Annotated in this window: 21 protein-coding genes; 17 read left to right on the forward strand and 4 right to left on the reverse strand. The window is 64.3% G+C overall.

Features of this window, described 5'->3' with window-relative positions:
* Window positions 1-12 precede the first annotated feature (12 nt).
* The 6 genes from ccoO to ACO076_RS02935 all read left to right on the forward strand — a co-directional run bounded on the left by ccoO (window position 13) and on the right by ACO076_RS02935 (window position 4690).
* Window positions 13-756: a cytochrome-c oxidase, cbb3-type subunit II gene (gene ccoO, locus ACO076_RS02910; protein ID WP_421725234.1), complete on the forward strand. Its 744-nt coding sequence runs from the start codon at window positions 13-15 to the stop codon at window positions 754-756.
* A 10-nt stretch (window positions 757-766) separates the two neighbouring features.
* Entirely contained in the window at window positions 767-922 is a 156-nt protein-coding gene (locus tag ACO076_RS02915) for a cbb3-type cytochrome c oxidase subunit 3 (RefSeq protein ID WP_421725235.1), read from the forward strand.
* Window positions 923-924: 2 nt separating this feature from the next.
* Entirely contained in the window at window positions 925-1809 is an 885-nt protein-coding gene (gene ccoP / locus ACO076_RS02920; protein ID WP_421725236.1) for a cytochrome-c oxidase, cbb3-type subunit III, read from the forward strand.
* A 163-nt stretch (window positions 1810-1972) separates the two neighbouring features.
* A complete protein-coding gene (locus ACO076_RS02925; protein ID WP_421725237.1) occupies window positions 1973-2938 on the forward strand; it encodes an ABC transporter substrate-binding protein in 966 nt (321 codons plus the stop codon).
* Between the two features lie 70 nt (window positions 2939-3008).
* Window positions 3009-3947 carry an ABC transporter permease gene (locus tag ACO076_RS02930; protein WP_421725238.1) on the forward strand — a complete coding sequence of 313 codons (939 nt, stop codon included), beginning with the start codon at window positions 3009-3011 and terminating at the stop codon, window positions 3945-3947.
* A complete protein-coding gene (locus ACO076_RS02935; RefSeq protein WP_421725239.1) occupies window positions 3947-4690 on the forward strand; it encodes an ATP-binding cassette domain-containing protein in 744 nt (247 codons plus the stop codon). Before ACO076_RS02930 ends, ACO076_RS02935 begins: the two co-directional genes overlap by 1 nt.
* A 54-nt stretch (window positions 4691-4744) precedes the next feature.
* On the opposite strand, the gene ACO076_RS02940 is transcribed toward ACO076_RS02935, so the two are convergent.
* Genes ACO076_RS02940 through ACO076_RS02950 form a run of 3 tightly spaced genes read right to left on the reverse strand, consistent with a single transcriptional unit; the run spans window position 4745 to window position 6902 of the window.
* Window positions 4745-5098, reverse strand: a complete 354-nt coding sequence (locus ACO076_RS02940) for a RidA family protein (RefSeq protein ID WP_421725240.1) — start codon at window positions 5096-5098, stop codon at window positions 4745-4747.
* Window positions 5099-5106: 8 nt separating this feature from the next.
* A complete protein-coding gene (locus ACO076_RS02945; RefSeq protein ID WP_421725241.1) occupies window positions 5107-5829 on the reverse strand; it encodes a creatininase family protein in 723 nt (240 codons plus the stop codon).
* Between the two features lie 47 nt (window positions 5830-5876).
* Window positions 5877-6902 carry a sugar-binding transcriptional regulator gene (locus ACO076_RS02950; RefSeq protein ID WP_421725242.1) on the reverse strand — a complete coding sequence of 342 codons (1026 nt, stop codon included), beginning with the start codon at window positions 6900-6902 and terminating at the stop codon, window positions 5877-5879.
* 132 nt (window positions 6903-7034) lie between these two features.
* Here ACO076_RS02950 and ACO076_RS02955 point away from each other — a divergent pair, with 132 nt between their 5' ends.
* The 11 genes from ACO076_RS02955 (at window position 7035) to ACO076_RS03005 (ending at window position 17839) form a co-directional block, all read left to right on the forward strand.
* On the forward strand, window positions 7035-8399 hold the full coding sequence (locus ACO076_RS02955; RefSeq protein WP_421725243.1) for an extracellular solute-binding protein: 1365 nt from the start codon (window positions 7035-7037) through the stop codon (window positions 8397-8399).
* 42 nt (window positions 8400-8441) lie between these two features.
* Complete coding sequence (locus tag ACO076_RS02960; protein WP_421725244.1) at window positions 8442-9338, forward strand: carbohydrate ABC transporter permease; 897 nt, start codon at window positions 8442-8444, stop codon at window positions 9336-9338.
* Window positions 9335-10168, forward strand: a complete 834-nt coding sequence (locus tag ACO076_RS02965) for a carbohydrate ABC transporter permease (RefSeq protein WP_421725245.1) — start codon at window positions 9335-9337, stop codon at window positions 10166-10168. The genes ACO076_RS02960 and ACO076_RS02965 overlap by 4 nt, the downstream gene beginning before the upstream one ends.
* Before the next feature lie 15 nt (window positions 10169-10183).
* Window positions 10184-10939, forward strand: coding sequence for an SDR family NAD(P)-dependent oxidoreductase (locus tag ACO076_RS02970; RefSeq protein ID WP_421725246.1), 756 nt, complete (start codon window positions 10184-10186; stop codon window positions 10937-10939).
* On the forward strand, window positions 10936-11700 hold the full coding sequence (locus ACO076_RS02975; protein WP_421725247.1) for a creatininase family protein: 765 nt from the start codon (window positions 10936-10938) through the stop codon (window positions 11698-11700). Before ACO076_RS02970 ends, ACO076_RS02975 begins: the two co-directional genes overlap by 4 nt.
* On the forward strand, window positions 11697-13178 hold the full coding sequence (gene xylB, locus ACO076_RS02980; protein ID WP_421725248.1) for a xylulokinase: 1482 nt from the start codon (window positions 11697-11699) through the stop codon (window positions 13176-13178). The genes ACO076_RS02975 and xylB overlap by 4 nt, the downstream gene beginning before the upstream one ends.
* Window positions 13179-13374: 196 nt before the next feature.
* The gene (locus tag ACO076_RS02985) at window positions 13375-14352 is read left to right on the forward strand and encodes a metal ABC transporter solute-binding protein, Zn/Mn family (protein WP_421725249.1); all 978 of its coding nucleotides are present in this window, start codon (window positions 13375-13377) and stop codon (window positions 14350-14352) included.
* Window positions 14353-14366: 14 nt separating this feature from the next.
* Window positions 14367-15179 carry a metal ABC transporter ATP-binding protein gene (locus ACO076_RS02990; protein ID WP_421725250.1) on the forward strand — a complete coding sequence of 271 codons (813 nt, stop codon included), beginning with the start codon at window positions 14367-14369 and terminating at the stop codon, window positions 15177-15179.
* Window positions 15180-15187: 8 nt separating this feature from the next.
* Entirely contained in the window at window positions 15188-16399 is a 1212-nt protein-coding gene (locus ACO076_RS02995) for a metal ABC transporter permease (protein WP_421725251.1), read from the forward strand.
* On the forward strand, window positions 16396-17328 hold the full coding sequence (locus tag ACO076_RS03000) for a metal ABC transporter permease (protein ID WP_421725252.1): 933 nt from the start codon (window positions 16396-16398) through the stop codon (window positions 17326-17328). Before ACO076_RS02995 ends, ACO076_RS03000 begins: the two co-directional genes overlap by 4 nt.
* A 121-nt stretch (window positions 17329-17449) precedes the next feature.
* The gene (locus ACO076_RS03005) at window positions 17450-17839 is read left to right on the forward strand and encodes an SET domain-containing protein (protein ID WP_421725253.1); all 390 of its coding nucleotides are present in this window, start codon (window positions 17450-17452) and stop codon (window positions 17837-17839) included.
* On the opposite strand, the gene ACO076_RS03010 is transcribed toward ACO076_RS03005, so the two are convergent.
* Complete coding sequence (locus ACO076_RS03010) at window positions 17836-18933, reverse strand: 2'-deoxycytidine 5'-triphosphate deaminase (RefSeq protein ID WP_421725254.1); 1098 nt, start codon at window positions 18931-18933, stop codon at window positions 17836-17838. The two genes, ACO076_RS03005 and ACO076_RS03010, sit on opposite strands and share 4 nt — an antisense overlap.
* Window positions 18934-18975 lie beyond the last annotated feature (42 nt).

Here is an 18975-nt window from a genome sequence, read left to right on the forward strand (position 1 = left end):
GGAGCACGCACGATGTCAGCTTGGGCCCGGCATAAGATCTTCGAGACCAACCCCATCATTCTCCTCCTGGGGTCGCTCGTGGTCATCTCGATCGGCGGGATCGTGGAAATCGTCCCGCTCTTCTATCTCAAGAACACGATCGAGTCGGTCGACGGTGTGCGGCCGTACACGCCGCTCGAACTTGCCGGTCGCAACATCTACGTCCGTGAAGGCTGCTACAACTGCCACTCGCAGATGGTGCGGCCGCTGCGTGACGAGGTCGAGCGCTACGGCCACTACTCACTCGCCGCGGAATCCATGTACGACCGGCCGTTCCAGTGGGGGTCGAAGCGGACCGGCCCCGATCTCGCCCGAGTCGGCGGCAAGTACTCCGATACTTGGCAACTTGATCACCTGAACGATCCACGGTCGGTAGTGCCGGCATCGATCATGCCCAGCTATCCGTGGCTCGCCGAAACAGAGCTCGAACTCACCTATATCGCTGATGACTTGAAGGTGCAGCAGCGCCTCGGCGTGCCCTACACCGACGAGATGATCGAGAACGCCGCCCGGGACGCGGTGATCCAGGGGACGACCGACCCACTTGAACTCGACGATTTCCTCGCCCGCTACCCGAACACCAATGTCCGCGACTTCACCGGGACGGTGACCGCCAGCGGCCGGCTGACCGAGGCGGACGCGCTGATCGCCTATCTCCAGTCACTGGGGACCGCGGTCGATTTCAACCTCTATGACGACAGCGCCAACATCCGCTGAGGATCACGCCATGTCCGAAACCTATATGGCCCTCGCCGAATTCGCCCAGTCCTGGGGGCTAATCTACTTCGTCGCCATCTTCGTGATCGTCGTCATCATGGTGATGCGACCGTCGCGGAAGCGGGACTATGACCGGGCGGCGCGGTTGCCGCTGAGTGAGGACTGAGAATGGCCGATCCCGAACACAACGAGCCACAAGTCGACTCGGTAACCGGCTACAAGACCACCGGTCACGAATGGGACGGCCTGACCGAACTCAATCAGCCGCTGCCGCGCTGGTGGCTGTGGATCTTCTACGCGACCATTCTATGGTCCATCGGCTACTGGATCGTTTATCCGGCCTGGCCACTCGTTTTTTCCGCCACCAACGGATTCCTCGGTTGGAACTCGCGCACCGCGGTCGATCAGGAGATCGCCGAACTCCAGGACAGCCGCGGACCCATGGTCGACCGCCTGACCAACACGGAAATCGCGGCGATTCGCGACGATCCACAGCTTCTGGACTTTACGCTCGCCTACGGCCGGGCTGCATTTCAGGAGAACTGCGCCCCGTGTCATGGTGCCGGCGGCGGGGGTGCCAAAGGCTATCCCAACCTGATCGATGACGCATGGCTGTGGGGCGGATCGTTCGACGACATCGCTCATACGATCACCTTTGGGATTCGCAACGACAGTCCGGACAGCCGATTCGGCGACATGCCCGCTTTCGGCCGCGACGGGATTCTGACGCCGACCGAGATTCGCGATGTCTCCGAGTACACCCGGTCACTCGGTGGACTGGCTGTTCCAGCGAGCGCAGATCTCGCGGCCGGCGCCCAGATCTACGCGGACAATTGCGCGGCCTGCCACGGCGACGCCGGCGAAGGCGATCAGGAACTCGGTGCACCGAGCGTGCAGGACGCCATCTGGCTCTATGGCTCCGACAGTGAGGACGTGATCGCGACAGTCACCAATGCCCGCAATTCATCGATGCCGGCATGGGGCGAACGCCTCGACCCAACCTCGGTCAAGGCACTGACCTTCTACGTTCACAACCTCGGCGGTGGCGAGTAGCGCGAACTCTCCGATCGGCGGGTAGGCATATCCCGGTAATGGGCGTGCGCCTGCCTGCGACAGCGCTGGACATTTGTTCAGCCACGCTGGACATTTGTTCCAAGTAGATACAATGTCGCCGCCGCGCCTCGGGTACGGGGCGGCACTGAAAGGGAGGAGTTGAATGCTACGATTCGCCAAAGTCGCCGCGGTTGCGGCCCTCATGGGCACGCCTGCCCTCGCCCAGGATGACGTCAACATCACCTTGGTGCCCGGGCTGACCACGGACGCCTTCTACATCACCATGAACAAGGGCGCCCAGGCGGCGGCCGAAGCGCTCGGAATCACCGTCGAGTTCCAGGGCGCCGAAGAGTTCGATCCGGTGCTGCAGACCCCGGTTCTCGACGCGGTCATCGCCCGCGGACCCGATGCAATCCTAATCGCGCCGACCGACACCACGCAGATGATCGAACCGCTACGCCGCGCCGTCGAGGCCGGCATCGCGGTCATCACCGTCGACACCTTCATCGATGATGGCATGTATCAGGATGGAGCCGGCGACGGCGACTTTCCGCTGTCCTATGTCGCGTCCGACAACATCGCCGGCGGCCGCATGGCAGCGCGCTTCATGGCCGATGCGGTCGGCTCGACCGGTAAGGTCTATGTTTCCAACGTTCGCCCGGGTATCTCCACCACCGACCAGCGGGAACAGGGCTTCAAGGAGGAAATGGCGGAGAACTTCCCGGGTATCGAGGTCCTCGACACTCAGTTCAACGAGAACGACGCGTCGCTCGCCGCCTCACAGTTCCAAGCGGTGCTCGCGCGCCATCCCGACGTTTCGGGCGTTTTCGGCGCCAATCTCTTCTCCGCTCTCGGTGCGGGCAACGGCGTCGAAGGTGCGGGCAAGTCCGGTGACGTGACCGTCATTGCCTTCGATGCCCCGCAAAGCATCGTCGACAACATCTCCACCGGGCTGGTCGACGCGGCCATCGCCCAGCATCCGGCCGAGATCGGTTACTTCGGCGTCATGGCGGCCTATGCCGCGCTAACCGGCCAGTCGATCCCGGTGACCATCGGTACCGGCTTCACGGTGATCGATGCCGACAATGTCGGAGACCCCGACATCGCCAAGTTCATCTACTCGGAATAAGCCGATCTCCGACATAAGCACACCGGCAGGGGCTTCGTTTCTGAAGCCCCTGCTGAGCGCCTGGTCTTGGTTGTTTCTTGCGGCCATCCTGGTGTTCTTCGAAACCTATGCGCAGATCGAAACCGGCAACACATTCCTGTTCCGGGTCAACAACATCCAGTCGATCAGCATAGCCGCTTCGCAAATTCTGCTGCTCGCCCTCGGACTGACGCTGGTCGTCGTCGCGGGGCAGATCGACCTGTCGATCGGCTTCACCACCGGCCTGGCGGCGGTCGTGATGGCGCTGGTCATCCGCGCCGCCGGGCCAGATACCGGCTGGGCGATTGTCATTTTCGCCATGCTCGTCGGCCTCGGCGCCGCCGTCGTGGTTGGCTTGATCAATGGGTGGCTGGTGGCGATGCTCAACGTGCCGAGTTTCATCGGCACGCTCGGGACCTATGGCGTCGCGCGCGGCGGCGCGCTGATCGTCGCCGGCGGCGCCACCGTGTCGATCCGCAGCGATGAAGCCCGCGCTTTCGGCAATGGCGACATCCTTGGCGTGCCGGTACCGGTCGTCGTCGCCGGTGTTCTGGCGCTCATCTGCCACTACCTGCTCGCTCACACGAAATTCGGGGTCTACACCTATGCGCTCGGCGCCAACCGGGCGTCTGTCGAGCGCGCCGGCGTCAACGTCAAGCGCCTGCTTATTATCCTCTTCGTCATCTCCGCGGTGACCGCTGGCTTTGGTGGGTTGGTCTACACCGGCCGGTTCTCGGCCGGCGCGGCGAATGCCGGCGAACCGATCCTGCTCTATGCCGTGGCGGCGGTCTTCATCGGCGGCGCGTCGCTGACCGGCGGCCAGGGAACTATCACCGGTACGGTGATCGGCGCTTTCATCATCGCCGTCATCCAGTTTGGCCTCGTCTTCTCCGGCTTACCGCCTTACTGGCAGTTCGTCGCAGTCGGTCTGGTGATTATCGTCGCGGTGCTCGTCGATCAGTCGAAGAGCCGGCTGACGGGAGGATCGTGATGGCCGAAGTGGTTCTCGAGGTCCGCGACCTGGACAAACGCTTCGGCGGCGTCCACGCCGTACGCGACGTCTCTTTCGATGTTCATGCCGGCGAATGTGTTGTGCTTGCCGGCGACAACGGCGCTGGCAAATCGACAGTGATCAAGATGATCTCCGGGGTCTACGACCCGACCGCCGGCGAAGTCCGCTTCCAAGGCAAGGTACTGACCGGTCAGACACCTCATGCAGTCCGCGAATCCGGCATCGAAACGATCTACCAGGACCTGGCATTGGCCGACAATCTCGATGCCGGGCTTAATCTCTATCTCGGCCGGGAACGCAGCCGCCGGTTTCTCGGCCTGCCCTTTGTCGACCGTCGCTCCATGCGCGAGGATGCGATCGATGTCCTCCAGCGTCTCGGCATCGCCATTCCCGACCCGGGCGCGCCGGTCCGCGATCTCTCCGGCGGGCAGCGCCAGGCGATCGCCCTCGCTCGCGCCATTCACTGGAAAGCCAAGCTCGTCATCCTTGACGAACCGACCGCCGCCCTCGGCGTACCGGAACAGCGCGAGGTGATGGCGCTGATCGAACGGATGAAGTCGGAGGGTGTGGCGATCATTCTGATCTCTCACAATCTCCCCGACATCTTCGCTGCCGGTGACCGTATCGTCGTGCTGACCCGCGGGGCGGTGGCCGGTGTCCGCCGTCCGTCGGAGACCGATGATGAGGAGATCGTACGCCTGATGCTCGGAGGCTCGGCGTGACCCAGCCGAACGATAGCTAAAGTCGCCGTCCTCTGTTCCGGCGGCGACGCCCGTTTACTTTGCTGCGATGACCTGAATCTCGACCAGATCGGTTGGTTCGGCGAGGCGCGCCTCAACGCAGGCTCGCGCTGGTGCTTCACCGTCCGGAACCCAATCGTCCCAGATGGCGTTGACCGCATGCCGGTTGCGAATGTCCGAGAGCCAGATCATCGCCGAGACAATGTTGCTCCTGTCGGTTCCGGCCTCGGCCAGGTAGCGATCAATCTTGGCGAGGATGTTCCGGGTCTGGCCCTCGAGATCAAGACTCCGGTCATCAGAGATCTGGCCGGCCAAATAGACCATCGCCGCGCCAGCCGGCACCTCGACCATTTGGCTCATGCGGGTCCCGGTGTGATGGCGCGTCAGCATCGGTGAGGCTACTCCGCCGCCGCACGGGGCGGCTCGAGCCCGGCCTGACGCATAATGTCGGCGACCTTGGCCGAGAGCACGTCGATTGTTTTGTCGCGTGCCGCCTTGCCGGCTTCAAGGTCGGCCGCCGTCGGCTCTCCGTTGATGCCACCGGAATCCGGATGGATCGCATACCGCGAGCGCAGCTTGTACCAGGGCTTGTCGATCTTGAAGTCGGCGGCGCGGTCGGGATGGTAGGCCGCACCGGTCACCGCGGCCACCTCGGTCTCGCCCTGGTCGGCATGATGAATCCCGGTCAGGCCGGCTTCGGTCCACCAGTTCCAGCAAGCGAGTTCCGCGTCCGGATAAGTCTCCCAGACCGTCCAGAAGGCGAGTTCGCACGGCCCCTTGTTGGCGCCGTGGCCACTGATGAAGATGAGGCGACGGAAGCCGTGAAAACAGAACATGGCCGCGATCTCGCCAACGACCAGCGAAAACGTCGCTGGCTTCAACCCGATGGTGCCGGGATACTCCCGCATCTCGTCGGCGAAGCCATAGGGCATGCCTGGCGCCAGGATCGCTCCGGTCCTCTCGCAGATTGCGCGGGAAAAGAATTCAGCCGTATCGATGTCGACGCTCAGCGACAAATGCGGCCCATGGGCCTCGATCAGGCCGATCGGTATGAGCACCGGCAAACGCCGGTCGAGCGCGTCGACCTCCGGGTTTGTCAGCCGCTTCCACTCGATCACCATGGGGGCCTCCGGCTTGCACATTCGTTCTTCATGTTGCAATAATGTAGTCAGGCTTTCAAGGGCACCTGGGCGCCATCACCTTCATGCAGAGCCAGCACCGCCTCCACCGTCGTCTCGTCGCTCACCAGCACGTCGACGAGGCCGGTCCGCAGCGCGCCGGTCAGGATATCGACCTTGCGCGGACCGCCGGAGGCGAGCACTAGCGATTTCAGGGATCGCAAGTCCTCAAGGCCCGGCCCGACCAGTTGGCGGTTGATCGGATGATCAACGGCGCGACCGTCGATGTCGATGAACGTTCCGAGGAAGTCGCCGACCGCGCCGGCCGCAACGATGTCATCGATTCGGACGTTCTTCGGTAGGCCGTGACGGACCAACAGGGAATCGTCACTGACATTGCCGACCGCGAAGCAGGCCAGATCCGAGGCGAGAATCGTCGACAGGACGGACGAGAAGAAGTGCTGACCGGCGAGCATGTAGCGCGCCTCGGGCGAGTCCACGTAGATCGGCGCGGTCATGTAGCGGCGTTCGGCGCCGAGCATGCGGCCGAGTTTGGCAATGATTTCAATGGAGTTCTCCTCGGCCGAATGCGGTAGCGTACCGAGCAGGGTGACGATCACCGCCTCATTACGCGCCACCGGATCGAGGAAGCGCAGCATCTCCTTGATTGTCTGCCCCCATCCGAAACCGAACACCGTTTTCTGCGGGTCGGCTATTTGGCCGCCCACGTAACGCGCCAGCCCAGCGGCAATCATGACATGGCTGCGGGCCGGATCGGCCGGACTGGGTACGACGATCGCTTCGCGCACGCCAAACGCTCTGGTGACACGCTGTTCGAGTGCCAGGCACGATGCCAAGGGCGACGTCACCTGAATCTGAACCAGCCCCTGCCGCCGACATTCGGCCAAAGCACGATTGATCCGAAACCGGGAAACGCCCAGCGTCTCGGCGATGTCGGCCTGGGTCTGTTCCTCGATGAAATAGAGCCACGCGGCGCGCAACATGAGCGAGCGATCCTCGTCGGCCAGCGTCGCCGCCAACATGGCTTCATCCTCGTCTAGATCGATCTGGGCCACGGCTTCCTCATCGCAATTTTGTTGTTGTGTCTTTACAAATGTGCTAACTGAACGTCAAATGACATTGTCCGGTGTCGGGCCCGCGATCCGGTGCTGATTCTGGACCATGGTTTCAGAAGGAGGAGGAATCCGGTGACCAAAGCAAGACGCGCCTCGCTGGCAATCGCCGCCCTGTTTGCCGTCGCCCAGCCGGCCGCGGCCGCGACCGAGGTCAACATCCTGGCCTTCGCGCCGGGCTTCGCCTGGGCCGACATGTTCGGACCGTCGGGAACCGAGAAAACCGATAAGCTCCGCGCCTTCGAAGAGGCCGAGGACATCATCGTCAATATCGAGTTTGCCGACGAAGAGACCGCCCGACAGAAGGTGCTGCTCGATCTGGTCAACGGCACCGGTACATACGATCTGGTGATGCTGGGAAGCGACGGGGCCGTCCAGACCTTCAGCTACGCCGGCTACCTCGAACCGCTCGACGGCTATCTGGAAGCCGGTGCCGATTACTTCGATCCCAATCAGGTCTATCCCCAGTTTCTCGATGCCAATCGGGTCGAGGGCCAGCTCTGGGCGCTGCCCTATTACTCGTTCGGTTCCGGCGTGATCTACCGGAAGGACCTGTTTGACAAGTATGGAATCGAGGAATTCCCCAAGACCGTCGACGAGATGGAAGCGGCGCTGCAGACCATCAAAGCCGGGCTCGAGGCCGACGGCGTCGACAACGTCTACGCCCTAACGATGCGCGGCGCGCCGGGCGAAGAGCCGAGCCTCGATCTCTCCGGCTTCGTCTATGCAGACGCCGGTTACCCGGCTTGGTTCGAGGGAGGGCCGACGACACCGGACGCGATCCGCGAGACGAAGGCCAGACCGCTGTTCAACAGCGAGTTCCGCGACGGGTTCGAGACCTTCGTCAACTGGTCGCGCGAGTTCGGGCCGCCCGGGATCGCCACCCATACCTGGGTCGACATGATGAACCTCTACGGCCAAGGGCAGGCGGTCGTGCTGATGCCATCGGCGATCAACGGCTTCGCGGCGCTCGGCGGCACCGAAGACGAGAACGTGCGGGATCACACCGCCTTCGCGCCCAGCCCGGTCGGCGAATCCGGCAAGCCGGTGCAGAGCTTCTGGACGTTCTCGGTGGGGGTCAGCGCCTTCTCCGATAGCAAGGACGAAGCCTACAAGACGCTCGCGTTCCTGACCGGCGAGCAGGCGATGCAGGGCTTTGCGGAATCGATCGGCTGGCCGTACAGCACCTTCCCGTCGATCACTCAGGGCGAGGTGTTGAAGGCCAAGTGGCCGGCCGAGTTGCTCGATCAGGTCGAGGCGTCCTACGAACAGGCCGACCCGCACTACTTCCCCTACATTCCCGAGCTCAGCGCGTTCATGGAGCGGATCGGGACCGCGGCGTCGGAGGCGATCTCCGGTGAGAAGACCGTCGACGAAGCTCTCGACGACCTGCAGGTCTGGGCCGAGGAGCGGATGGAACGCGCTGGCTACTACGATTGATGCCTGATATGCGGCCGGAGATCGACTACGCTCCGGCCGCATATGATCAGCGCCACGCTTACCCATAGCCGGACGACCCTGCCGTTGACCTGGCGCTTCTGGTTCGTTGCACCGATGGTCGTCGCCCTGGCCTCGGTCGTGCTGTTCCCCACGGTCTATCTGTTCTGGATGAGCGCCCAGCATTGGCTGGTGATCGACCCCGACGTCTACTTCAACGGGGTCGACAACTATTCGCGCCTGCTCTTCTCCAACGACCTCTGGCAATCGATCCGGGTGACCGGCATTTACCTCCTATTCAGTACCGGCGTGATGCTGGCAATGGGACTGGGCCTGGCGCTGAGCTTCTCCAACGCCGCCAAATCCGGATGGCTACGAGTCCTCGTGGTGATGCCGTTGGTCATTCCGCCGGTCGTCGCGGGCTTCACCTGGCGGTTCCTGCTGAACGGCGAGATGGGTTTCATCGGCGCGTTCCTGTTGCCGTCGATCGGCTTCGAAGCCAACATGCTCGCCAACCCGACCGGGGCGATGGCGTCCATCGTCATCGCCGATGTCTGGAGCCGGACGCCGTTCATCTTCCTCATCCTACTCGCCGCATTACAGGGCGTGCCGCGGGAACTCTATGAAGCCGCCCGCATGGACGGCGCGACAACGATCGACGAGTTCTTCAACATCACCCTGCCGATGCTGCGCGGCGCGATCATCGTTGCGGTGCTGTTCCGGCTGGTCGACGCCATCAACACCTTCGAGCTGATCTTCGTCATGACCAAGGGCGGGCCAGGGCGCTCGACTCAGGTTCTGTCGATCTTCGGCTGGCGGACCGCATTTCAGGAGCTCGACTTCGGCCAGGCCGCCGCCCTCGGCGTTCTGATGCTGGCGATGGCGCTAACGGTAGCGGTGCTCATGTTCCGTCGCTTCTTGCGCTCGGCGGAGGGGCGATGACGCGCTCGACCACCAGCCACGCGCGCCTGATGCGGATCATCCGCGCCGCCTTTCTGTCCGTCACCGGCGTCTTTGTCGTGTTTCCGTTAGTGTGGCTGGCGCTCGGCTCACTCAAGACCCGGCACGAAGCCCTGGCGGTGCCGCCAAGCCTCGTGTTCACGCCGAACTTCGAAGCCTTTGAGAAGATCGTCGCTGGCGGAGTCGTCCATGCCTTCTTCAACAGCCTGACCATCGCCCTCACCAATGTCGTGCTGGCGCTGCTGATCGGCGTGCCTGCCGCCTATGCGCTGTCGCGGATGCGAGGCGCGGTGCAGGAAAACCTGTCGTTCTGGGTGCTGTCGATCCGCATGGCACCGCTGTTTGCCGTCATTCTCCCCCTTTACGTGCTGTTCAAGGCTGTTGGATTGCTCGACACGCGTTTCGCTGTCGCGCTTGCTCACCTCAGCCTCACCCTGCCGCTGACCGTCTGGCTGATGATGACCTACTTCCGCGGTCTGCCGCAGGAGCTTGACGATGCCGCCATGCTCGACGGCGCCAACGCGTGGCAGACCTTGACGCAGGTCATCGTGCCGATCGCCCGGCCGATGATCGCGTCGGTGGCCGTCATCGTGTTCATCTTTTCGTGGAACGAATTCCTGCTCGCGTTCTTCCTGACCGCGCGCGACGCGCAGACGGTTCCGGTGGTGGTCGCTGGCCTGGCTGGCACCATGAGCTTCGACTGGCCGCTGATCGCCGCAGTGTCGATCTGCTCGATGATCCCCGCGTTCCTGTTTGTCGGCATCGCGCAGAAGCACATCGTCGTCGGGCTCGCCAGCGGGGCGGTGAAGTAGGCGAAGGAGCGGATAATGGCCGAGACGTCAGCCTCGCCACACGTGGTGATCACCGGGAGCGCCAGCGGTATCGGCGCGGCGATGGCCGTCCATTTCCTTGATCAGGGCTGGCTGGTGACCGGCATCGATCGCCGACCGCCAGCAGCGAACATGACCGCGGACGGGCTCCGCTTCGTCGATGCCGATGTCACCGACGCGGCCGCCATGGAGGCAGCGATGCGCGATGCCTGGAACACGGCCCCGGTTCAGGCGGTGATCGCCAACGCCGCGATCACCGACCCCGACCATCGCCATGTCGTCGATCTGCCACCAGAGACATGGCGGAACATCCTTCACATAAACGTCGATGGGGCGTTCCTGACCGCGCGAGCAGCGGCGCCATTCATGACGGCGCAACGGTACGGCAACCTCATCTTCGTAACCTCATCGCTCGCCCGCCTCAGCGATGCCCGGGCGGGCGACGCACCCTATTGCACCTCCAAAGCGGCTATCGAGATGCTGTCGCGGGTTCTCGCCGAAGAGCTTGCGCCGGCGGGCATCAACGTCAACACGCTGTTTCCGTCGGTCAAGATCGACACCGGCTTCTTTGCCCACCTGAGCGAAGCCGAGCGCGCCGAGTTGGCGCCGCCGACGCTCTTGAACGAGACCGCCTTGTTTCTCGCCATGCAGCCGCCCGGCGCCGTCTCTGGTCGTTCCCTTGATCAGCAGCGCTGGGACACCGACACTGACTATCGGACCGCGTGGCAATCGGGACGGAGGGACACGCTGTGACGAATTCCTGTCTTCTGGCAGCGACCGCCACCCGACCGGAGGTCGAGGCGTTCGTTGCCGACTGTCCGTTCGCGATCCTGCCGGTCGGCTCGACCGAGCAGCACGGACCCCATCTGCCGCTCGACACAGACAACCGGATTGCCGAGCGGATCGCGTGGGAGACAGCCAGGCGAAGCGCCGGCCTCGTGCTGCCGACCCTGCCGATCGGTTACGCCTGGGTGTGGACCGGCGTTCCAGGCACTCTCACCCTGCGGTTCGACACCTACCGGGCGATGATCCGCGACATCGCCGAAAGCCTTGAGTCCTGGGATATCAAGGCGGTGTTCGTCATGTCCGGCCACGGCGCCAATCCCCAGGTGATCAAGCACGCGATCCGCGAAGAAATCCACGGCCGGTCCAATATCAAAGTATTGAACGGGCTCTATAGCGGCATCGACGCAATGCTGGCCGAGGCCGACTCGGAGCAATGGCACAACGACATCCATGCCGAAGAGATCGAGACGTCGCTGATGCTGGCGATCGCGCCGGACCTCGTCCACATGGACCGCGCCGCGCCTGACTATCCTGATGTGCCGGCCGACTACGGCAAGTCCGAGCTGTCGATGGGACATATGATGCGGAGCGGCGTGTTCGGCGATCCGACTGTCGCGACGGCGGAAAAAGGCCACCGCTGGATCGCCCTTGCGGCAGAGCGGTCAGCAGAACTCTGGCTGTCGTTTCTGACGCGGCACGGCCTGCGACCACCCGATCCGATCGAATGAGAGACCGCGGCTTCCTCGGCATCGATCTCGGTACATCGGCGGTCAAGGTCGTCGTCCAAGACGAGACCGGAACGGCCGTGGCAAAGGCGCGCGTCCCCTACGAAACCACGACACCGCAGGCGAACTGGGCGGAACAATCGCCCGAGGACTGGTGGACCGCGACATGTACCGCGGTACGCGCGGTGCTTGCCGATCTTCACGACAGCCTCGATATCGCGGCGGTCGGTCTTTCGGGGCAACTCAACGGCTTCGTCCTGCTCGACGGGGATAACCGACCGCTCCACGATGCGGTGATCTGGCTCGACCTGCGCGCTACCGATGAAACCGCGCGGATCGTCGCCTCCGCCGGCGCGCGGATCGGTGCGGTGACCGGCAACACCCTGACGCCGATCGCGGTGCTGCCGAAACTCGCCTGGTTCCACAAACACCGGCCTGAGCTGATGGGTCGGGTCAAACGCGTGGCCTTGGTCAAGGACATGCTTCTCCTGCGCCTGACCGGAGTCCTGGTAACGGACCCGTCCGACGCTGTGTCGACCGCAATGGCCAGCCTTGTCGGCACCCGGTGGCAGCCGGATCTCTGCGAATATGCCGGCATAACGCCGGAACAAATGCCGGAGATCAGGCCATCGCCGGAAATCGTCGGGACCATTCTGCCGGCGGCCGCTGAACAAATCGGGCTCCCCCCCGGCACGCCGGTCGCCACTGGAGCCGGCGATGTCGCTGCGCTCGCCGTGGGATGTGGGGCCGTCAAGGCGGGCCGTGTTGCCGTAACACTCGGAACCGCCGGCCATGTGGTCGCAGACGCCACCGGCCATCGCAGCCCGGAACCCGGAGCCGTCTGGCAGATTCCCCACGCCGTACCCGGACATGATCTGTGGCTGGGACTGGTGATGAGCGGCGGCCTGAGCCTCGCCTGGATGCGGACACTGCTTGGAGCGGGCGGGCAGGCGAGCCCGGACTATGCCGCGCTGGAAGCGCTGGCACGTCAGTCGCCGCCGGGTGCCGATGGCGTCACGTTCCTGCCCTTCCTCGAAGGCGCATCGACGCCCTACGACCGGCCCGATGCCCGGGCCTCGTTCCACGGCCTGAATTCCACCCACGGTCCCGGCGATCTGGTCCGCGCCGTGCTCGAAGGCGTTGCCTTCAATGTCCGCCAATGCGTCGGGCTGTTCGAGACGCTGGGGATGACCGTCTCGGAGGTCCGGCTGGCGGAAGGCGGCGCGCAACTGCCGCTGTGGTGTCAGATCATCGCCGACACCCTGGGGACACCGGTCCAGCTGGTGGAGGAACTCGACACCTCGGCGGCGGGCGCCGCCATCATCGCCCGCGCCGGGGCGCGCGACGTCCCCCTCGGCGAGCTGGCCGAACGTCTCGTGCGGATGGGCCAATCGTTCGAGCCCAACCCGGAGACTGCAAACATCATCAAAGATGCCTATCAATGCTATCTGGCGCTCTGCGACCGGTCGCTGGCGCCGTAGGCGCACTCCAACCCGCGCGCGCACGCGCGCGCTGACCAGGATCCGCATTCCTGTCCACGCGGATCGGATCCCCGCCATTGACAGGGCTTTTTCCAATCCTAAATGCGAATAAGTCGCAATCGCATTGACAGGTGCGACTGATTCGCATACGCATTTGCATATCGTGCAGTTCGCTTGTTGGAAGGAGTGTCTATCCGTGCGTGTCCTGAAGTTTGGCCTGGCGCTTGCCACCGGCATTGGGGTTCTTGTCGGCCTCGCCCCCACGAATGCCGACCTACGCGCCGAAAGCGCACCGTTGGCCGTCGTTGCCACCACCGGCATGATCGCCGACGCCGCGCGCCAGGTCGGCGGCGACCGCGTCGACGTCAAAGCCCTGATGGGTCCGGGCGTCGATCCCCACGCTTACCGGCAGACGCGGACCGACATCGCCGCCATGGCCGGCGCCGATCTCGTGCTGTGGCATGGGCTCTATCTCGAGGCACAGATGGAGGACTTCCTCCGCGAGCTCGCCGAGAGCCGGAATGTCGTCGCCGTCGCCGAGACCCTTCCCGACACTGTTCTGATCGGTCACGACACCTACGTCGACAAATACGACCCCCATGTCTGGATGGATCCCGCGCTGTGGTCGGACGTGGTGATCGCTGTTCGCGATGCACTGATCGATACCCATCCCGAAGACCGCGCCGTGTTCGAAGGCAATGCGGCGCGTCATCTTGAGAACATCGAAGCGCTTGCCGACTACGCGTCCGATGCGCTCGGCTCTGTACCGACCGCCGGCCGGGTTTTGCTGACCGCCCATGACGCATTCAACTATTTCGGCTCGGCCTACGGGTTCGAAGTGATTGGGATTCAGGGCATCTCGACGGAGAGCGAGGCCGGCCTCAATCGGATCGCCGAGTTGGTCGACCTGCTTGTCGACCGGCAAATCGGTGCAGTCTTCGTCGAGTCGTCTGTGTCAGACCGTAACATCCGCGCCCTCGTCGAGGGGGCGGCTGCCAGAGGGCACGATGTCATTGTCGGTGGCGAGTTGTTCTCCGACGCCATGGGTACCGACGGCACCTACGAAGGCACCTATCTCGGCATGATCGACCACAACACGACGACCATCAGCCGCGCGCTTGGCGGCGACGCGCCCGAACGCGGCATGAACGGCCGACTCTCGGCAGGAAGCTAGGGGACGACGACACCATGTGTGCTGCCACTGTCGAACTGATTGCCGCCGGAGGCCGGACCATCGCACCCAGGGATCTAACGGACAGCCCCCTGGTCGTTCGGGGCATGACCGTGTCCTACGGCGATAAGCCAACGATCTTCTCCGTCGACATGACCGTCCCACCGCGGAGCATGATGGCGATCATCGGTCCTAACGGCGCCGGCAAGTCCACCTTGATGAAGGCCGCACTTGGCATCGTCCCGCGACTCTCCGGAAACGTTGAAGTCTTCGGCACGACCCTCGCCAAGGCACGACGGCGGGTGGCGTATGTGCCGCAGCGGGCGTCGGTGGACTGGGACTTTCCGACCCGGGTGATCGATGTCGTGGTCATGGGGCTCTATCGCCAGCTCGGGCTGCTCGGAGCCGTCCGCCGCCGCCATGCCGAAGCGGCACGTGCAGCGCTCGACCGCGTCGGGATGGCCGACTTCGCCACCCGGCAGATCGGTCAGTTGTCCGGCGGCCAGCAGCAGCGCGTTTTTCTCGCCCGGGCCCTCGCCCAGGACGCCGACCTCTATCTCCTCGACGAACCGTTCGCCGGTGTCGACGCGGCGACCGAACGCGCGGTCATCGATGTCCTCAAATCGCTGAAAGCCGACGGCCGGGCGGTCGTCTGTGTCCACCACGACTTGGCTTCAGTAATCGACTATTTCGATGAGGTCCTGCTCCTCAACGTGCGCGAGATCGCCGAAGGGCCGGTCGCGACCACGTTCACGGCCGAGAACCTCCAGGCGACCTATGGCGGCCGCCTCGCCACGACCCATATCGAACAGCTGAAGCTGCCTGCCTGAGAGCGGCCATGCTGGACGCTCTCCTCTTGCAACTCGGTTACAACGCGGCTCTCGTCACGATCGGCGCGACCCTGCTCGGCATCGCCGCCGGTACATGCGGGACGTTCCTCTTTTTGCGCAAACGCGCCCTGGTGAGTGACGCGGTCGCGCACGCGACGCTCCCCGGCATCGGCCTCGCCTTCATATTCATGGTGATGCTCGGCGGCGACGGGCGCAATCTTCCGGGCCTTCTCATCGGCTCAGCGGTTACCGCCGGCCTCGGCCTCGTCCTGGTGGAGTGGATCGCGTCGCGGACACGCCTGGCGGAAGACGCAGCAATTGGAGCCGTATTGTCCGTGTTCTTCGGCTTCGGCGTTGTGCTCCTGACCGTCATCCAGACCATGAGCAGCGGCCGCGCCGCCGGCCTCGAGGGTTTTCTGCTCGGTTCGACGGCGGGGATGCTGTTCCAGGACGCGGTGGTCATCGCGGTGTGTGGCGCGCTCGCGCTCGCGGCCGTCATCCTGCTCCGGCGACCGATGACGCTGGTGGCCTTCGATGCCGAGTTCGCCGCGGCGTCAGGGACGAATGTGCGCCGCATAGATCTTGCAATGATGGGATTGGTGATGGCGGTCACGGTCATCGGGCTGAAGCTGGTCGGCCTGATCCTCGTCGTCGCCCTGCTGATCATCCCGCCGGTGACGGCGCGCTTCTGGACCGACCGGACCGACCGACTGCTGGCGATGTCGGCCGTTGTCGGCGGGGCGTCGGGCTATGTCGGCGCGGCGTTGTCGGCGGCGTCGCCCAACGTCCCCACGGGTCCGATCATCGTCCTGGTCTGTTTCGGACTGTTCGCGCTTTCCCTCCTTTTCGCCCCAAACCGCGGGATTCTGGCGGCTTTGCTGCGCCATCACCGCTTCCGCCTCGACGTCCACCGCCGCCAGGGACTGCTTGCGCTGGCGCGCGGCGAACCCATCTTCGATCGCCTGACGCTTTCTACCTTGCGCCGGGCCGGCCTGATCCGTCGAGACCGGGTCGCAACCGACAAGGGGCGGGCCGCGGCAGCACGCGCGCTTCGCGACGAGAAGCGCTGGGAAGTGGCGCGCGCCATCCACCGCGACGAGGCAACCTTCGGGCGCTATGACGGCTTAATGCCAATCGAGGCGGTGTTCACGGCCGATGAGATTGCGGACATCGACCGGCGGATCGGTGGGCCGGCGCCGGCATCGGAGAGCGGCTCATGAGCGCCGAATTCGTCCAGATCAGCCTGACCTCGCTGCTGATCGGTACGCTTGCCGCGATCGCATGCGCGCTCCCCGGAAATTTCCTCGTCCTGCGTCGCCAGGCGCTGATCGGCGATGCGATCAGCCATGTCGTCCTACCCGGCATCGTCGTCGCGTTCCTGCTCACCGGCGTGGTGTCGACCTGGCCGATGATGTTCGGTGCGGCCGGTGCGGCCATTGTCGCCGTGGTGTTGATCGAAGCAGTCCGGCGGCTTGGCCGGATCGAGCCCGGCGCGGCGATGGGCGTGGTGTTCACCGCCATGTTTGCCGGCGGGGTCCTGCTGCTGGAACAAAGCGATACCAGCGGCGTCCACCTTGACGTGGAACACGCGCTCTACGGCAATCTGGAGAGCCTGATCTGGCTCTCGGCCGATGGATGGGGATCGCTGGTCGATCCCATGGCACTCGCCATGCTGCCGCCGGAACTTCCGCGGATGGCGGTCACCGCGGCGATCATCGTCGTCCTGACCGTGGTGTTCTGGCGCCCACTGAAGCTCTCGACCTTCGATGAGGGGTTCGCAGGGACGCTCGGGATCCCGACGACTCTCCTCAGCTTCGGACTCGTGGTCACAGCGGCTGTCGCAGCCGTCGCCGCGTTCGACGCGGTCGGTTCGATCATTGTCATCGCCATGTTCATCTGCCCGCCGGCGGCCGCACGGCTGATGACCAATCGTCTTGAGGCGCAGGTTCTTTGGAGCGTCGTTTTCGCAGTCGTCTCTGCCGTACTGGGCTATGTGCTGGCTGGCTACGGCCCGTTGTGGATCGGCGCCAGCGATGCGGTGAGTGCAGCCGGGATGATCGCCACGGTTTCCGGTGTGATCCTCGGGCTGGCCTGCCTGTTTGCGCCGCATCGTGCCCGCATTGGCGCACCGCGCGAGGCTGAGTCATAGCCGCTTGGCGGCCAATCGCTAAAATCCTATCGAAATCCGCAAGCCGATCTTGACGGGCTTGCGCTTCACTCCGCCACGCCAAGACGAGCGGCGCCAACGCCGCCGGGGAGCGTGTCGGACCATGTTACGCGTGAAGACCTACATCGCGCCGAGCCCGATTGCCGGGATCGGTCTGTTCGCCGCCGAGCCGATCCGCTGCGGCGAGCTCATCTGGAAGCGGGACGAGCAGTTTGACCGGGCGTACGATCTGCGCGACCTGCCGCGGGATTCGTTGCTGCGCGACACCCTGCTGCACTACGGATACCGGCCGGGTTCTGATCCCGTCTACGTATTGTGTGGTGACGACGCCCGGTTCATGAACCACGCGGATCGGCCCAACGCCGACGATGTCGGCGACCTGACCATCGCCTGCCGCGATATCGCAGCCGGCGAGGAAATCACCTGCGACTATGCCAGGTTCGACGCGGGCTTCGCCGAGCGCGACTTCGCTCGGAGCACCGAAGCGGCCTAAGTCGCCCGGAAATGCTTCGACAGTTTCAGCCCCTGAGCCTGGTAATGCGAGCCGATGTCCTGGCCGTAGAGGACCTGGGGCCTTTCCAGCATCCGTTCGTAAACGAGCCGGCCGACTGACTGGCCATGCTCGAGGATGAACGGCACTTCGTGCGAGCGAACCTCGAGAACAGCGCGACTGCCCGCGCCTCCGGCTGGCGAATGGCCGAAACCAGGGTCGAAGAAGCCGGCGTAGTGGACGCGGAACTCGCCGACCAGCGGATCGTAGGGCACCATCTCCGCTGCATAATCGGGCGGCACATGGACGGCTTCGTTCGACACCAGGATGTAGAACTGGTCGGGATCGAGCACGAGTTCCTCGCGCCCGTGCGTCGTCAGGGGGTCCCAGAAATCGATGACATCGTAGGCATCGCGACGATCGACATCGATCAGTCCGGTGTGACGTTTGGCCCGATAGCCGACAACGCCCTCGCGACCGAGATCGATCGAAAGCATGACCCCGTCGGCGAGGCGCAGATCATCGTCGACCAACGGCGTTTCCGCGTGAACCGCGCGGAGCGCCGTGTCGTCGAGCCGGGCGTTGCCGCGACGAAACCGAACTTGGGATAATCGCGATCCGGCACGGACGATAATCGGAAAGGTTCGCGGGCTGATTTCCAGGTAGAGCTGTCCGGCATAGCCGGCAGGGATCGTATCGAACTCCCGGGCACGGTCCGTGATCACCCGCGTGAAGACATCGAGTCGCCCGGTCGATGATTTCGGATTGGTCGCGGCCGCGACATCGTCCGGCAGGGCCAACGCCTCCATCAACGGGACGATGTAGACCCCTCCGCTGCGTCCGGGTTCGAGCAGCGCGCCCGTCGTCAGGTCAATTTCATGCAGCTTCAGCGCCTCGATACGCTCGGCAACCGTGGTGCCCGGTCCCGGGAGGAAGCTTGCGCGAACGCGGTAGGCGACGGGGCCCAGGCGCAGATCAAGACTGGCCGGCTGCACCTGGCCGTCGACGAACGGCTCCGGCGTTCTGATCTGCCCCCTTTTCGCCAGATCCTGAATCCAGTGACCCGGCAGAATCCCGCTTGGCTGACTATCCCCCATCACCCCCTCGTCGCTCGCGTCGGTGGCTTAGCTTATGTGGCA

It is taken from the genome of Bauldia sp. (assembly GCF_965232525.1).
Taxonomy (GTDB): domain Bacteria; phylum Pseudomonadota; class Alphaproteobacteria; order Rhizobiales; family Kaistiaceae; genus Bauldia.